Genomic DNA, 16281 nt, shown 5'->3' with positions numbered 1-16281 from the left:
CATCGATTGCCTGGTAACAAAACCTGTCTTGGTGCGGTGATCGCGCGGACAGGACTTTATATCACTGGGATCCGCGGGAAAACTCCAGAAACATGTAAGGCTGAATGTTTTCAACAGGCCCGAGGCGAAACACTTGCGTTAGGCCAAGTGCCTTTGCTGTGCGCCCAACCTTGTTGAACACTCCGATGTGCTTCTGGAACACAGGATCGGTGTTGAACCGGTCGATCATCCGGTCCGTTATCTCGTGCCGCACACGCAAGTTCAGCGGTAGCCCTGACAGATGCCGCTTGATCTCGGACAACCGGACAAAGTTCAGACTGTTCCACAGACCATGAACCCCATAGGTATCTTCGACCCAGTCAATGCGCCGTCGGAACAGTCGCCCGGTGGTCGCCTTTGAGCCGATTACAGGGATGTTGAAATGCGGCTCGTAAGGGAACCCATAGTTAGGGCACAGCACGACGCAGCGCCCTTTTGGTTTCAGGAGTCGCGGCAACCTATCCAAAAAGTGCCTCCAGTCCGGAAGATGCTCCAGCACGTTGACCAGATAGACCAGATCATACGCTTGTGAGGCGTCATAATCCTCGTAGGCCGAACGGTGTATCCTGGCACCCAATCCCTGGGCATGTTGCAGTACACCTTCCATTGCCTCAAAACCTTCGGCAAAAGGTTCGATCCCTTCCAGGCTGACGTTTGGGTGCCTTTGCCCCAGTAACGTAAGCAGTATTCCGGCGCCGCAACCGACTTCAAGCGCACGCGCGCCCGGCGGCAGGGCTGCAATCTCAGGGTCGAGGTTTTGGAAATGAAACCGAGCGGCGCTAAGCCAGATTTCTTTCAACGGAAAATCGAACCTTGCGAAATCGTCCAGAACCTCATCGATCAAAAAAGGCCTTTCTCGGCGGTTCAACGAATGCATACTGATCCCGACATGGTAAGTTTCGGAAATTGATAGAACAATGTGTTGGAGTGGGCCAGCTTCTTATACGATCGCAGCCGTGGGGGTCGTCGCCACAGTAAAGGCAATACGTCAGGGCGACAGCGCCTTGCTCTGGTCTCCGCTGGTGTATTTTACCGCGATAGAGGTGCTACAGGGGTATTCCTATTCGGTGGAAGGCCAATGTGCCCTGCCCCAGAACCAGGTCGCTACACTGCTGGCTTATGTACACATAGCGTTCCAGCCATTGTTTACCTGTATCCTGGCGCTTTATTTCATCCCCAGCGACGTGCGCCGAATGATCACGCCGGTTGTTCTGGGCATCGGCGCACTGACCGGAGCGTATCTGTTGATACAAATCTATCCCTTCGAATGGGCCGGCGCGTGCAGACCCGGCCGACTTTTGTGCAGCGACCACCTGTGCGTGAAAAAGGAAAGCTGGCATATCGGCTGGCACTTGCCGCTGAACGACCTTGGAGAACGCCTGCCCGCCACAATATTCGGGCGGCAATACGATCTGAATTTCCCGGTTTACTTCACCGTGATGTTCATACTTCCGGCCTTGTTGGGGGCGTGGAAAGTAGCAGGTTTTCAGCTGTTGATCGGACCGACGCTGGCCTGGGCAACAGCATCCAGCCCAACGGAAATTCCCGCCATTTGGTGTCTGTTCTCGCTTGGAATTGTGATGGTAATTGTCTTCACGCCGCTACGGGAATTCCTGTTCGTGAAATCCTGGCCGTTATGGGATGTGCTGCGCAGGGTGAACGGTAGATACAAAAGAACACTCTAGAAACCGAACAACCCGTTCACCCGCGCATCACCATTTCTCCCCTCATTATGCTTGCGATCTGAACGCGTTCTGCGCCGAACACTCAGACCCCCCCTTGAGCTTTTGAGAGTCGAAAACCCAAACCGACGCGGCCTTATGCCGTATCTTCCTCAACCAGTTGATAAAGAACCCATTCTTCCGACAGCCCCTTCAGCGGTTTTGACCCCATCTTGGTGAATTCCAGACCTGATCCAAGAACCAGATCACGTACGGTGCTGGAAACCCAGACATGTCCGCCCGGTGTGAGGCTGAGAACACGGGCCGTAATAGCAATCGCGATTCCGGTCACGTCGTTCACGGTTCGCAAGCATTCGCCCGCGTGAATCCCGGTGCGAATCTTGAGGCCAGACTTACTTGCCGCGGCCTGAAACTCCCGGGCACAGGCCATCGCAGCACTGGGTCGCGGGAATGCCGCGAGCAACCCATCCCCCATCAGTTTGATTAACGAACCGTCGTGCTGGGCAACGGTCCGGATTGCGGCCGCATCAAGGCAGTCCATGATGTCCCGCCATTTCGCATCGCCAAGGCGTGCAATAATTTCGGTCGAATTCACTACGTCGGTCATCATGATCGTGATCAGGAGACTGTCGTTTTCGCTTTCTCCAGAGCAAAGCGAAATGTTCTCTTCAAAAGTCTGGTCAATCAGGTTGCCTTGATCTGACTGGGTCTTGCCCGGCTGGGTCGGAAACCTTTTTACAACCGACGGATTGTCTCGGTTCATATCTATCACACCCAAAGAACCAAGGTTCTTCCAAGGACTCAACGGCTCGGGCATCTCAGGGTAATCAACAGGCTCAATAATTGAAAAAGAAGTATTCAGCATTTGTGCACCACAAAATAAGGTATTTGCACAGCAGGCTACTTGCATATTGTCAACAAGCCGCGACGCAAATGTTAATGAGATGTTAACAGCGGCTGGTTTAGCGCACGCTAGGCTTGTGCCTCACCGGATACATACTCCAAAAAGAGGTTAGAGCACAGCGGGCCGCGACATCCATCCATGTGAAATCGCGTATCGAAACATAGTGTTGAGGACTGAACCTTGAAAAAGCTGAATGTACTGTTGGTAGAAGATGATCCGTCACTGCTCGCTTTGACGTCTGCGCTTCTCAAGCCTCATTTCAGCGTCCTGCAGGCGTCTAATGTCGCTGATGCCCGCACGATCCTTGCCTCAAAAACTGTAGATATTGCGCTGCTTGATCTGGGGCTGCCGGACGAAGACGGCTTGGTGCTGGCGCGTTCGATGCGGGCGAAATCGGCGCAGCCGCCTATCATTTTTGTCTCCTCCAGAGACAGCGCCAGTGACAAGATCAGCGGGCTGGACATTGGGGGCGACGATTACCTCACCAAGCCTTTTGATCCTGATGAGCTTTTGTCGCGTATCAACGCGGTTCTGCGGCGGACGAATGCCCATGCGTCGACACCTCGCCGGGAAACCCGGGTGCGCCTTGGCGAAGTGGAAATTGACCTAGACACCCGGCAAGTGTGGAACGAACAGCTGGAAACGACTCCGTTCACCCGCGCCGAATTCGATGTGTTGATGGCGATTGTCAATGCAAACGGACGCGTCTTGTCCCGCGCCGTCCTATTGGACGCTGTTGCTCTGTCGCCCGATCATGATGCCGGTGAGCGCACAATCGACGCATTGGTAGCGAAAATTCGGAAAAAGCTTTCGAGCGGGTGTGATGGACCCAAAATCATCTCAACTGTCCATGGTGTCGGCTATCGGCTGGGGCTGGTGAGAACTTGACGCCGCGCGCATACATATATGACGAGCCTATCAACGCGCTTACCCAAAACTTCGTTGATAGGACTGTCGAGGGCAAATACCGCGAGTGGTATTTCGAATCCACGCGCGGTCAATTCCGAACGGCTTTGTTGTTCGGGGCATCTTTCTACGTCGTTTTCGCCTTTCTGGAAGTCTTTGTCCTGCATACGCGCACGTTTTCTGGGCAGGATCTAGCGGTCTGGGGCGCCAGGCTTTTCATCATCTCTTTCATCTTTGGACTTTTCTTTTTCTCCCACAAACTTCCCGCGCGCACGCTGCCCGTCATCATTTCAACGGGATGGTCTTTGATGTATCTGGTTATCTGGGCCGCGTTTGCGTTTTCGGGCGACCATGAGTCGAAAGATTTCCTGTATCGGTTTGCGCTGATCAGCCTGGCGGGCACTGTATTCCTGCCCTTTGTTTTTTCCCATTCGGCAGCGCTGCAGCTTCTGCTTTTTGTCCCGGTATCCTATTATCTGGTTTTTGATAATTCCGGCGCCAGCAGCGGCATCGACACTTGGATCGGTCCTTCCTTTGTTCTTTGCTCAGTGGTTCTGATCGGCCTGTATGCAAAGTTTTTCTCGGAAAGGACGTTACGGGCAAACTTTGTTCAAAGCGTTTATCTTGAAAAGGCGCGCAACGACGCGGAAAAGGCAAATGAAGCAAAATCGCAGTTTCTGGCAACCGCAAGCCACGAGCTACGTACACCGCTGAACGGCATCGTCGGGAATATCCGGCTGATCAAACTGACGCCGCAAGACCGCGCGTCGCTGGATCAGAGGCTGGACGAAATCGAACGCTCCAGCCTTGCGATGAGAAATCTCATCGATGACGTTCTGAACATCGCAAGGCTGGAAGAAAAAGCCGAAGACCTCGTTTTTCAAACTTTCAACCTGTCTGAAATCCTTCAGGATCTGGAGGCCGTACTTCGCCCCCTCGCCCGTTCAAAAAATCTGCAACTGATCATCCCTCAGTTCGACGATGGTGTTTATCTCAGTGGCAATAGTGGTCACCTGAGACACATCTTGCTGAACCTGCTTGGGAATGCGGTGAAATTCACCCAAGAGGGCTCGGTGACCTTGTCGTTTGAGCAATCAAAACAGTCCGTGGCCTTCACAGTCAGCGACACCGGGATCGGTGTGCCCGAGGATCAGGTTGCCAGTATTTTTGAACCGTTCACGCAAGCATCGAACTTTGACTCCCGCAAAACAGGGGGGACCGGGCTGGGGCTTTCGATCGTGCGCGGACTTGTGTCCTCACTGGAAGGGCAGGTCTCCGTGAAAAGCAGCCTCGGCGAAGGAACGGTTTTTCGGGTAGAAGTCCCGTTTCAGGCCGCACCGGCCCCGTCGCCTCAATCCGAGGCAGCGGGGATGGCCGTTACTGTGGGTGCACAGCAGAATGTGCTGATTGTCGAAGACGATCCCACGAGTATGGAAATCCTCAAGAGTCTGCTGGAGCGAGACGGGCATGAAGTCACTGCAGCCGCAAATGGCCGTGACGCGAAAGAGGTGTTCCGGCCAGACGAGGTTGATTGCATCCTGACTGATATACGTCTTCCTGATACGACGGGCGTTCAACTGGCCCGCGACCTTAAAGGAATTGCAAAGGTCAAGCGGCCCGAAAAGACGATTGCGACCATAGCCGTAACTGCGAACGTAATGCCCGAAGATCTTGATGAGTATACAGCAGCAGGTTTCGACGCGGTCGTCTCCAAGCCGTTGGATGAACGTGTTCTGTACGGTGCGATCCGGGCGTCGATCGAGAAACGTCCCTCGGACACCCCATACGTATCCTCACAGTCAGAAGTCACCAAGGCGCGCCTCAGCAAGTTCTTGAGCGGTGAAGAAATGGAGCAGGTCTTTCTGGCGTTCAGGGAGTCATTGGAGGAGTGCCACTCACAGCTCGAAAAAGCGCAGAAACAGGGTGATCGGGATCGGATAGAGTTTCTCGTTCACCGAGTTTATGGCAGTGTGTCGAGCTTTGGTGAAACTGAACTTGCGAACATGGCAAAATCTGTCGAGGCGCTTTTGCAAAGTGGTACTGAAAACTATGGCGTCGAGTTGAAAGAGTTGATCGATTCATGTGGGGCTGTGTTGAAGAACCTTAAAAAGCGAACAGCTTGATATGTTGCGCACTAACACCCAACCTTCCTCCGCGCAGGCATAGGCCCCCGCCTTTTTTCAGATTTGCCGGTCAATGCTTGGACGCGCACAGACCGACGGGCTGGTTTCGGGACAGGGTCACCATGGCTCTGCAGGACCTCCCCTTAAAATGCCGTCAAAAGCGACGCCCCGCACGCCCCAAGAATGGGGAGCGCAATGAACCCAACAAGAAAAAATCAGGCATTAGTCAAAGGTACAGATGTTGCATACTAAAGCGTGCAAACCGACCAACTCCTTCTTGAGTATGCAAACTTTGCATTCTTCGTGATCATCGACATGATTTTAAACCTCTTTTAGCTCTCGCATACATCTTTGGACCCATGAAGGCGCTCAGCAATATGTCGTTAGTTGATCTCAATTCACTCGTCTCTGAATTTTTGAAATATTGAATAAGGAGCGGGCCCTGTCAGGTTGCGCCTGCAATCAGGCCTCTCTCAGGATGGAAAACCCCAATGGCACAAGATCTCGTTGCTCAACTGGATGACAAGTTGCGAGCAAAGCGTGAATCCTTCGACAAACTTCCCCTGATCGACGTAGCTCCGCTGCTGGACGGCAGCGACAAACAAAAAGTGGCAAAGGAAATTCGCTGGGCACTGTCGAACGCCGGCTTCATGTATGTAAAGAACCACGGCATCGCGCAGGATTTCGTCGAACAGGTCTTCGACGTCACCCGTCGTTTCTTCGACTTGCCGATGAAAGATAAGATGAAGCTGCATGTCAGCAACTCGGACGTGGCGCTGCGCGGCTACATCGAACCCTATGGAGAAAACACCGATCCGACCAAGACCAAGGACCTGAAAGAGTGTTTTGATATTGGGCCCGAGTGCGAAGCATTGGAGGGCCCATTTTTCGGGCCCAATCAATGGACGGACAGGCTGCCGGAATTTCAGGAACTTGTTTACAGCTATCACCAGAAAATGGTCACGTTGTCCAAACAGCTTCTGGGTGGCATCGCGCTGAGTTTGGGCCTGCCGGAAACCCACTTCGAAAGCCTGATGAATGATCCGATCAGCATCCAGCGTCTGCTCCACTACCCACCGCAAAACGGCATGATAGATGAAAAGATCATCGGTATCGGCGCGCATACCGATTATGGCAACCTGACCATTCTTGCACAGGATAATGTTGGCGGTCTTCAGGTGATGAACCGCGAAGGCAATTGGGTCGAAGGTTCTCCGATCCCCGGGACCTTCGTGATCAATATCGGAGACTTGATCCAGCGTCTGACCAATGATGTCTATCTGGCCAACATGCACCGCGTCATCAACACGTCGGGTCGTGAACGTTATTCGATCCCATTCTTCATTGATGCCGACTATGAAGCGGTGTTCACGCCCTTGGACACGTGCATCTCTGAAAACAACCCGCGTCGCTATGAAAGCGTCACGTGCGGGGCACATAAGTTCGGCCGCTTCGCGGCCAGCTACGCCCATCTGAAAGAAGCTGTTTAAACAGAGAGGTGCAAAAAAGCACCCATCAAACCGATGGCCGGAATAGGCGGGGTTCAGAAGCTTGAATAAATACCCGATGTTCCGGCCATCGCCTTATTTCAGTTTCTGCCACCTATTCGACCGCGGATCCGGCAAACCACAGAATTCCCATATTTCATTAATCACCTCAGACCAAATTTCTGCTTAAGATGAAAGCGCTGCATTCATCCGTCAGTTCCTGAAACCGCGTTTTTTCCTTAACGTACAAATAGACCTGCCTTTTATCAGGCAGGTCCGACAGGGCACGAAAAGCTGTGGTTTCTGGAATAAAACGCGCGACAGTTTGCGGGAGCACGGTCACCCACTTGCCCGTTCTGACCATGGTGACGAGCGAATGCGTGTTGTGAATAGTGACATCGGCATCTGCAATCGCCTCCACAAACTTCGGTGTCTGAATGAGATCACACAGGGCATTTCTTACGAATGCGGCGGCCATCACATCATCCAGAGTTGGCGGAGACGGTCTTGTGATAAGTGGGTGATCCGCCGCACACACGAGCCCGAAATGGTCCTCGAACAGGGGAATGGCCTTGGTACCTTTCAATGGATGGAAACCCGAAGCGATACCGATGTCCGCTTTGCCCTCAACAAGCGAATCCAGCACCTGTTGCGTATCCGTGTCCCGCAATTCGACCTTCAACCCGGGAAAACAGGAAGTCATGTGTTCAAGAACCGCAGGAAAGACCAACGCGGCGACCGACGGAACCGACACTATGCGCATCAGACCATGGGTTGCGTCCGCGACCGCTTCGATAGACTGCACCGTCTGATCGAACTGGCGAACCTGTTTCAATGACATCTCAAACACCTGCTCTCCCAGGGCGGACAGATGGGTTTTTCGTTCTCCTTCAAACAGCTTTTTGCCCAAATGGCTCTCAAACTGCTTGAGCGTCATCGAAACGGCCGATTGTGTGCGACCCAAACGGTCGGCAGCTTCGGTCAGGTTGCCTGTTTGCGCGACCGTACAAAAGCAGCGCAGCATTTCTATCTTGATGGCCATACTTCAATTTTCCTGAAGCTTCTTTCAGCTGTTTGAGTTTGACTGATGCGTGTCGCAAAGTCCATTCTGCGCCAGACCAATTATGACATGGGGCCTGTTGTGACCAACCTGAACCTGATCGCCGGCGAATGGCTGGCCGGTGAAACCGAAATCGAAAACCGCAATCCTTCGGATCTGAGCGACCTGATCGGCCAGTTTGCGCAGGCCAGTGCGGATCAGCTTGAGGCAACCTTGGATCGGGCGCGTATCGCTCAGGCCGAATGGGCGGCTTATGGGCTTGAGCGCAAACAGGCGGTGCTGATGAATATCGGCACCGAACTGATGGCCCGCGCCGAAGAGTTGGGAACCCTCCTCAGCCGTGAAGAGGGTAAACCGCTGGCCGAGGGCAAAGGCGAAGTGTTCCGCGCCGGGCAGTTCTTCACCTACTATGCTGCCGAGTGTTTGCGCCAAATCGGCGAGAACGCGGATTCAGTGCGCCCCGATATCGAGGTCGATGTCCGCCGCGAGCCGGTCGGCGTTGTAGCCGTCATCAGCCCGTGGAACTTTCCGACAGCCACGGCCTCCTGGAAGATTGCCCCGGCGCTTTGCTACGGCAATGCGGTGGTTTGGAAACCTGCCAACATCACACCGGCTTCGGCAGTCGCCCTGACCGAGATCATCAACCGGCAGGACATTCCCAAGGGCCTGTTCAGCCTTGTCATGGGATCGGGCCGGTCGATCGGACAGCGGCTGGTGGAAAGCCCCAAGGTCAACGCCATCTCGTTCACCGGCTCTGTCCCGGTTGGCAAGGGCATCGCCGGGGCGGCCATTCAGAACCTGACCAAGGTGCAGATGGAAATGGGATCGAAAAATGCGCTGGCCGTCATGGACGATGCCGATCTCGACCTTGCTGTCTCGCTCGCGCTGGGTGGTGCCTTTGGCGGCACCGGTCAGAAGTGCACGGCATCCTCTCGGCTTGTGGTCCATGCTTCCGTTCATGATGCCTTTGTCGAAAAACTGGTGGCAGGTGCCAAGGCGATGAAAGTGGGTCACGCACTGGAAGATGGAACTCAGATGGGGCCTGTCGTCAGCGCACAGCAATTGGCTGAGAACCTCGCTTATGTCGATCTGGGCAAGTCCGAAGGCGCAGAATTGGCCTGCGGTGGCCAGCGCTTGGACATGCCTCATGATGGCTACTACATGAGCCCGGGCGTATTCCTGAACACCACCAACGACATGCGCATCAACCTGGAAGAGATGTTCGCGCCGCTGACTTCGGTCATCAAGGTGGGCAGCTATGACGAGGCTCTGGCCACCGTCAACGACACCAATTTTGGCCTAACCTCGGGCATCGTCACGCAAAACCTGGCCCGCGCCACGCATTTCCGCCGCAACGCACGAACTGGGGTCGTGGCTGTGAACCTGCCCACCGCAGGCACCGACTATCACGTGCCTTTCGGAGGACGTGGCGACAGCTCTTACGGTCCCCGCGAACAGGGTAAGGCCGCGGCCGAGTTCTACACGACGGTCAAAACCGCTTATATCAGCGCAGGAAAGCCCGTGTGATGCGGATCGACGGGCTGCAATACGCCAATTGGTCCGAGAAGATCTTTCGGCAATTGCGCGAGGGCGGCGTGGACGCAATCCACGTCACTATCGCCTATCATGAGAACTTCCGCGAAACTGTTCTGAACTTTGAAAAATGGAACCGGTGGTTCGAGCAATACCCCGATCTGATCATGAAAGGGTTGTGGGCCAGCGACATTGACAAAGCCCACGAAACCGGACGCACGGCGATCTTTTTTGGCTTCCAGAATCCGTCGCCCATCGAAGACGACATAGGCTTGGTCGAAATCGTGCACACACTGGGCGCCCGGTTCATGCAACTGACCTACAACAATCAATCCCTGCTGGCCACGGGATGTTATGAAGCCGAAGATACCGGCATCACCCGCATGGGTCGCCAGGTGATCAAGGAAATGAACCGTGTTGGCCTTGTTGTAGATATGAGTCACTCGGCAGACCGGTCCACCATTGAAGCGGCTGAACTGTCTGAACGCCCGATCGCTATCACGCACGCAAACCCGCATGAGTGGTCACCTGCACTGCGCAACAAGCGCGATGCGGTGATCCAGGCAGTGACCGAAAACGGTGGGATGATGGGATTTTCGATCTATCCTCATCACCTGAAGGACAAGTCGGACTGCACGTTGGACAGCTTTTGCGAGATGATCGCCCGTACGGCTGAGAAATACGGTGCAGAGCATCTCGGGATCGGCACGGACTTATGTCAGGATCAGCCCGACAGTGTTGTCGAATGGATGCGGGTTGGGCGCTGGTCCAAACAGATCGACTATGGCGAGGGATCGGCCAGCAACCCGGGCTTCCCTTCGATGCCAGCATGGTTTCGGGACAACCGCGACTTTGGAAATATAGAACAAGGGTTGCGCGCGACCGGTCTGAACAATGACGAAGTGGCCGGTATCATGGGGGGAAACTGGTACAGGTTCTTTGCCGAGAACTTCGCTGCCCGGGGGAAGCCGAATGGAAACACAGGCGCAAATTCACATTGACCGACGAGACCCCGCCACCGTCATGCGGTTATCGCGATTGGGTTCACTACACCAATGTCGTCTGAGCTTCATGCGACAGCTGACCCGCCGCATGGCGCAGGAGAACTGGTCGTTTTCACGCCCCGTTTTCGACATTGATGCCAATGGCGTCGGCACTGCGGTCTACACCGCCCACGGCCCGGAAAGGGAGTATTCGCTGGTTGCCTTCGCGCATGACCTCCCGCCCGAGAAACGCTCGGACCGTGTGATTGCCGACGCCTGGGACGCCACATTCGCCCTGTTTGATGGCATCCCGACCGAGGCGGATATTGAGCGTCTTTCGAAAAACGTCCCCTTGCAGGAAGCCGGGCGCGTCAGTGAGACCGAACTGTCCTTATCTCGCGCCAACCGCTCGGTCCGGCTTTGGGAACATGTCGTTGATGCTCTGGCCGCAGGGCAGCAACCGGATGAGCAACGAATATACCAGGTCGGTTATCTGATGCGAACGACGGCCGTCTATGGTTCGGGCAAGTTTGGAGCAGCTGATCGCGAAAAGATCGCAAACCGCCCGGAAACGAGCGCTCCCTTTCAGGCCGAGATGCTGTCGGTTTTTTTGACCCGAGCCTTCGTGCGGGATCTGGTGCAACACATGGCCAACGCCAAAGGCGGCGATCAGGCGGCGAATCTGGACCCGGACATTGCCCGTTGGTTGGGCATTGGTAATTCCACGGGTCTCGGTATGGCGCCGTTCATTGTCAACCATCCCGTTCTGTTCAACAACTGGGTTATGGCGCGGGAAGAGGCGATTGCACGCGTCCGTTCGGTGGAAACTGCATCTGCTGCCGAGATCGACCACTTCCGCCAGATTTTCGAACGCAGTCAGCTTTCGATGACTTGGTGGCGGTCTGACCATCCCATCCAAATCGAAAAACTGGCGGCGTTGAAAGCTGACCTGCAGGCGATCTCGGATTACCTGAACCAGGGCGGTTTGACTGGCAGCCACCCCTGGGACCGGCTGGTGAGCTGGTCGCGAACCGCACTCAGCGAAGAAGGGCAGGAATATCTCGCCTCGCTGATCCTTGAATCATACGGAGATCTCGTGGACGGGCTGGCCTCGTGCATGGCTGACGGCAATGCCGAGGCATTTGTGATCGACGGGGCGATGCCGATCAGCGAAGTACGTAACCTGATCCGGGGCGTCTTTGGGTGGGCGCTGGATCTGAATTGGGTATCCCGTGAAAACTGCGCCCGGGCTTGGTACGTGTCCGAAGAGAAACTGGAACCCCGTATGGGTGAACGGTTCGAAGAACCCATTGAGGACTATGAGCAGCCGTTGGCCCCCGCACGGGACGCCGCGGCGGCCCACGCGGCACTGAGCGAATGGGACGAAGCCCAGCCAATTGCCAGTTTTCTGCTGCGTCACCCGGAACATCGCCACACCGTCCGGCGCGCTCAAATGGCCCGAACCGCACCTTATGGCGAAATTCGTGACAACACGATCAGCGCAGCAGTGGTGCCCCTCGACATGTTGCGGGCAAAGCTGTCGTTCTTCGGGGCTACGCATTTCGATCCGCGTTCAGACCGCTGGGTTCGCATTTGCATGTATGCCGGAGCGCCTTACCCCGAGGAACTGACCATCGAGAACGCCGATCTTTGGGTTTATCCGGAGGTGTCCGCATGAGCTTTTCAATGAATGAGGTAGAGGCAACGGCCAAACGCGCCACGCGCGGGGCGGGCTATTCCTGGGGACAGGCGGAAGAGGCGTCAAAAGCGGCACGTTGGCTGTGTGTCCAAGGTCTGGATGGTGCCGGGGCTCTTGCCCGGTTATTGAAGCTCGGGTTGGCTTCGGAGCTTGCCGCGCACCGTCCCCGGCAGGCTAATGGCCCGTGGCGAGGCGATGACGTCTTGTGCCCACTTTCGGCAGGGCCTCTATTATCCGACAGCGCCTATTTGCTGAACACTGGCCCGGTCGAGATGAGCGACGTTGTTGCGCCGGTTCTCCTGTTGCCCTTTGCCGCCAACGCGGCACACGTTATGCAATGCTGGATAAGCGTCGAGATCGACGGGGCGCTGGCGGAAACAGATGGCGATCACCTGGCAGCCCCCGACATTTTGCCGGAGACGGCCGGGCGGGTCACCGTTTCGCCGGGTGTTGCGCCCGAGACCTTGCGCAACCGGCAAACGCGCGCGCAGCCCGCGCCGGAAGATTGGGATATTCTGAACCGAATTGCCCACCGAACCTACGCCCCCGCAACCGAGGAATCCCGCCTGCTGGGCGCAGGGGCCGGGCTTTCCGACAACGACTGAAGAGAGATCCAAGTGACCGAAACCCGGACCCTAACACTCGCCGAAATAGAAGACCTTTCCTTCCGCGCTCTGGTCGCGGCCGGAACATCCGAGGCCAACGCCCGCCCGCTGGCACAGGCGACCGCCGCGACCGAGGCCGATGGCGTCGCAAGTCACGGTCTGGCGTATATCCCGATCTATTGTGAGCATGTGCAATGCGGTAAGGTCGATGGGCTGGCAAAGCCTGTACTGTCACACCCCAGACCGGGTGTATTGACCGTTGATGCCGCAACCGGCTTTGCCCATTCCGCCGTTGTTCTGGGGTTTGACGCTCTGATCGCAGCCGCACGTGAACAGGGCGTGGCGGTTCTGGCCATCAAGAACAGCTACAATTGCGGCGTTCTGGGGTATCACACATACAGACTTGCGCAAGCCGGGCTGGTCGCGCTGGGGTTCACCAACGCACCGGCCTCGATTGCCCCGTCCGGTGGCTCGAAACCTGTCGTGGGCACCAATCCGTTTTCTGTCGCGGTTCCGGGGACCGATGGGCAACCAGCGTTGCTGATCGACCAAAGCGCAAGCACGATCGCCAAAAGCGAAGTCATGAAACATGCGCGCGAAGGCAAGCCGATCCCGGTTGGCTGGGCGTTGGACGCCGAAGGCAACCCGACCACCGATCCCGAGGTTGGCCTCAAGGGGTCAATGGCACCGTCAGGAGGATACAAAGGTGTCGGCGTCGCGCTGATGGTCGAGGTTCTGGCAGCGGCGTTGACCGGGGCCACATTAGGGATCAATGCCTCGCCATTTTCGGGAACGGCAGGTGGTCCGCCGAAAACTGGCCAGTTCTTCATAGCCATAGACCCGGACGCGACGGCCGGAGGATCGTTCGAGACAGGTGTCGCCGGTCTGATAGAGTCCATTCGCTCTCAGGACGGGGCGCATCTGCCCGGTGACGGTCGTGGGGCTAAACGTCTGGCAGCCCACAAAGAGGGTGTCGCAGTGAACACGGCAACGCTGTCCAGGATTGAGGCGCTCTTGCGCTAGATGATCGGTACGGCGGGATTTCACTCTGCCACCTTTCGGGACCCGCATGGCCCACGAAAACATATGGATTCATGGACTGGCCGCCAAGCACTCATCCCTTGGCGGCAGAAGCCCATTTGTCCGACTGATGCAGGATCAGCGACCCAAACCCGGAAAACGCAATCAGCACGAGGCCCGACAGCGAATAAGCATCCGGCCAATCTCCGAAAACGAGAATCCCAAGAACCGTTGCAGACACCAATTGGCTGTAAACCAACGGCGCAATGAGGCTGGCCTCGGCGGTTTTGTTTGCGATCACCAACAGGTAATTGCCCGCAGCGGAACCAACGGCGCTCAACAGGATCAACGCAGCGACCGAGAGGTCTGGCACAGGAAACTCCGCTGTCAGACCCAGCGGCGACAGTAGCACCGAACCAATTAGGAGTTGCGACATCAGCAGGAACCGGGGCCGATAAGCACCCGCCAACGTTCGCGTCATCACCAGAAACGCTCCGTAACATCCACCGGCTGCAAGCGCGAAAATCATGCCGGAAGACACGCCAAAGCCCGGCTTCACAACCAGCATTACCCCAGCGAATCCAATTGCCAGCAGCATGCTGCGGCGGCCCGACGGCTTTTCGCCCAGAAACAGGATGGCGAGGACATATGACACTACCGGCCCGATAAAAAATGCACCAAAGACATTGGCAATCGGTTCGGTTCGTAACGCCGTCAGGATGCAGCAAATCCCGCCGGTGATAAAACACGCCCGCAACAGAACACGCCAGTCTCGGAAACTTGGGAAGTCTTTTGCCGAGAGCCCACTGAATGGCAATAACAGAATTGCGCCCAGGGCAAAGCGCGACCAAGCAACGACGACCGGATCGACACCGCTGCTGGTCAGAAGCTTTCCCGCGGTGTCACCGATCACGACAAAGGTCACCGCAGTGAAAACAATCAAGGCAAGTTTAACAAGACTTGGCGATGTCACAGTTGATGCGCCTCTGAATACCGCGTGAGTTGCTTTGCCACGCCTCGCGCAGAGGCAGTATCCGCCCACTCGACTACCATCTTCTGGTCGATATCTCGGCCAATCCCGGCCAGATCCGCATACCGCTGTCACGTCGCGCCGGGGCCACCCGTTTGTGATCCGTCATTTTGCCAACCTTCTTCTTGCACTGCGTAGCCGACGATCTTGGCATCCAGGTCGTGAAGACATTCGCCCAAGGTCGCGATCCGGTCTTGCACCTTATTTCCATGGGTTTCCAGTATTGCCTGACGCTGTGGGCCGGTGTGATCCCCCTCGACGCGTAAAGCAGCGAACTGACTCTTGGAGAATTCACAGGTTTTCATTGCAGAGAGTTTTCCACCAAGACACTTTTTACCAGTTAGAGCACGCTAAAAGTCCAATCGACGAAAGGGGTTTTCTGGTGCCAAAACTCAATCCGGTCATGACCTTGCAACAGACCTCGGATAGGGTGTTGAAAAAACGGAGCTTTACCTTGTCTATTAGCATTGACGTGGCACCATTCGCAGCCAGCAGAAACTCGGACCCTCCACGGCGGCTTGGCCAGCGATACAACCCCGAAGAGTTCCTTCCCGAGGCGGGCAACACCGTTGTCTGCCATCTTGATTTCGATGTCCCGGCTCACAAGGCAGTGCTGGACGCCCGCAAAAGAATGATGGCATTGCCAGAAGCCGAGTGCTTTCTTTTCACGCCTGTCGAAAGCTTGCACATGACCGTGTTCGAAGGGGTTGTCGAAACTCGCCGCACACCCGACACTTGGCCCCGTGATCTTGAACGGGATGCTTCTGTAAGCAGCATTACCGACGCCATGGTCGATCGCCTCGCTGGTTTTAAAGCTCCTCCGGGTTTTGATGTAAGCGTGGCAGGTTTAAGCCCTGCGGGTCTTGCGCTCAACGGTGCCACCGAAGAAGACGAGGCGAAGATGCGGGCCTGGCGCGAGGCACTGACCGAACCATTCGCTTATCGTCACGAAAACCACGACGCATACCGACACCACATGACCTTTGCCTACCCAAACAAGTGGCTGCCGGATTCTGTGCTGCCCGTCTGGGAAACTGAACTTAGTGCAATCCTTGCAGATCTTGCAGATGCCGCGCCTGTCATTCCGCTCACTGCCCCTGCCTTTTGTCAGTTTGCAGACATGACGCGGTTCGAAGAAATCCAAGTGTTGAATACCTGAGCAGCCAATTCAACGGCACGCGCATAAAAAGCGGTCGGTTTGGGCCGCCAA

At 55.9% G+C, this 16281-nt stretch carries 15 protein-coding genes; 10 read left to right on the top strand and 5 right to left on the bottom strand.

Going from position 1 to position 16281, the window contains the following annotated elements; translation table 11 throughout:
* Positions 1 to 61 precede the first annotated feature (61 nt).
* Positions 62 to 883: a class I SAM-dependent methyltransferase gene (locus AC2FEE_RS13075; RefSeq protein WP_496865765.1), complete on the bottom strand. Its 822-nt coding sequence runs from the start codon at positions 881 to 883 to the stop codon at positions 62 to 64.
* 73 nt (positions 884 to 956) lie between these two features.
* On the opposite strand from AC2FEE_RS13075, the gene AC2FEE_RS13070 reads away from it, so the two are divergent.
* Positions 957 to 1724 carry a DUF5765 domain-containing protein gene (locus AC2FEE_RS13070; protein WP_496865764.1) on the top strand — a complete coding sequence of 256 codons (768 nt, stop codon included), beginning with the start codon at positions 957 to 959 and terminating at the stop codon, positions 1722 to 1724.
* 133 nt (positions 1725 to 1857) lie between these two features.
* Here the strand turns inward: AC2FEE_RS13070 and AC2FEE_RS13065 are convergent, their stop codons facing one another.
* A complete protein-coding gene (locus tag AC2FEE_RS13065; protein WP_496865763.1) occupies positions 1858 to 2484 on the bottom strand; it encodes an adenylate/guanylate cyclase domain-containing protein in 627 nt (208 codons plus the stop codon).
* Between the two features lie 321 nt (positions 2485 to 2805).
* Between AC2FEE_RS13065 and AC2FEE_RS13060 the strand changes: the two genes are divergently transcribed.
* From AC2FEE_RS13060 to AC2FEE_RS13050, 3 genes are all read left to right on the top strand, one after another.
* The gene (locus AC2FEE_RS13060) at positions 2806 to 3513 is read left to right on the top strand and encodes a response regulator transcription factor (RefSeq protein WP_496865762.1); all 708 of its coding nucleotides are present in this window, start codon (positions 2806 to 2808) and stop codon (positions 3511 to 3513) included.
* A gap of 326 nt (positions 3514 to 3839) precedes the next feature.
* Positions 3840 to 5654 (top strand): ATP-binding protein, encoded by a 1815-nt coding sequence (locus AC2FEE_RS13055; protein WP_496865761.1) that lies wholly within the window; start codon positions 3840 to 3842, stop codon positions 5652 to 5654.
* A 491-nt stretch (positions 5655 to 6145) separates the two neighbouring features.
* On the top strand, positions 6146 to 7144 hold the full coding sequence (locus AC2FEE_RS13050) for an isopenicillin N synthase family dioxygenase (protein ID WP_496865760.1): 999 nt from the start codon (positions 6146 to 6148) through the stop codon (positions 7142 to 7144).
* A 166-nt stretch (positions 7145 to 7310) separates the two neighbouring features.
* On the opposite strand, the gene AC2FEE_RS13045 is transcribed toward AC2FEE_RS13050, so the two are convergent.
* A complete protein-coding gene (locus AC2FEE_RS13045; protein ID WP_496865759.1) occupies positions 7311 to 8183 on the bottom strand; it encodes a LysR family transcriptional regulator in 873 nt (290 codons plus the stop codon).
* An 87-nt stretch (positions 8184 to 8270) separates the two neighbouring features.
* On the opposite strand from AC2FEE_RS13045, the gene AC2FEE_RS13040 reads away from it, so the two are divergent.
* From AC2FEE_RS13040 to AC2FEE_RS13020, 5 genes are read left to right on the top strand one after another with little or no spacing between them, the layout of a single operon-like run.
* Complete coding sequence (locus tag AC2FEE_RS13040) at positions 8271 to 9728, top strand: aldehyde dehydrogenase family protein (protein ID WP_496865840.1); 1458 nt, start codon at positions 8271 to 8273, stop codon at positions 9726 to 9728.
* The gene (locus tag AC2FEE_RS13035) at positions 9728 to 10735 is read left to right on the top strand and encodes a membrane dipeptidase (RefSeq protein WP_496865839.1); all 1008 of its coding nucleotides are present in this window, start codon (positions 9728 to 9730) and stop codon (positions 10733 to 10735) included. Before AC2FEE_RS13040 ends, AC2FEE_RS13035 begins: the two co-directional genes overlap by 1 nt.
* A complete protein-coding gene (locus AC2FEE_RS13030) occupies positions 10707 to 12395 on the top strand; it encodes a hypothetical protein (protein ID WP_496865758.1) in 1689 nt (562 codons plus the stop codon). Before AC2FEE_RS13035 ends, AC2FEE_RS13030 begins: the two co-directional genes overlap by 29 nt.
* On the top strand, positions 12392 to 13021 hold the full coding sequence (locus AC2FEE_RS13025; protein WP_496865757.1) for a DUF3726 domain-containing protein: 630 nt from the start codon (positions 12392 to 12394) through the stop codon (positions 13019 to 13021). Before AC2FEE_RS13030 ends, AC2FEE_RS13025 begins: the two co-directional genes overlap by 4 nt.
* Before the next feature lie 12 nt (positions 13022 to 13033).
* On the top strand, positions 13034 to 14044 hold the full coding sequence (locus AC2FEE_RS13020) for an Ldh family oxidoreductase (RefSeq protein ID WP_496865756.1): 1011 nt from the start codon (positions 13034 to 13036) through the stop codon (positions 14042 to 14044).
* Between the two features lie 91 nt (positions 14045 to 14135).
* Here the strand turns inward: AC2FEE_RS13020 and AC2FEE_RS13015 are convergent, their stop codons facing one another.
* Together AC2FEE_RS13015 and AC2FEE_RS13010 are read right to left on the bottom strand one after the other, a co-directional pair.
* Complete coding sequence (locus AC2FEE_RS13015) at positions 14136 to 15014, bottom strand: DMT family transporter (RefSeq protein WP_496865755.1); 879 nt, start codon at positions 15012 to 15014, stop codon at positions 14136 to 14138.
* 128 nt (positions 15015 to 15142) lie between these two features.
* On the bottom strand, positions 15143 to 15376 hold the full coding sequence (locus AC2FEE_RS13010) for a MerR family transcriptional regulator (protein WP_496865754.1): 234 nt from the start codon (positions 15374 to 15376) through the stop codon (positions 15143 to 15145).
* Between AC2FEE_RS13010 and AC2FEE_RS13005 the strand changes: the two genes are divergently transcribed.
* A complete protein-coding gene (locus tag AC2FEE_RS13005) occupies positions 15376 to 16230 on the top strand; it encodes a DUF1868 domain-containing protein (protein ID WP_496865753.1) in 855 nt (284 codons plus the stop codon). The two genes, AC2FEE_RS13010 and AC2FEE_RS13005, sit on opposite strands and share 1 nt — an antisense overlap.
* Positions 16231 to 16281: the final 51 nt, after the last annotated feature.

Source organism: Ruegeria sp. YTSC199 (assembly GCF_059609725.1).
This window is presented reverse-complemented; position numbering and strand designations above follow the sequence as displayed.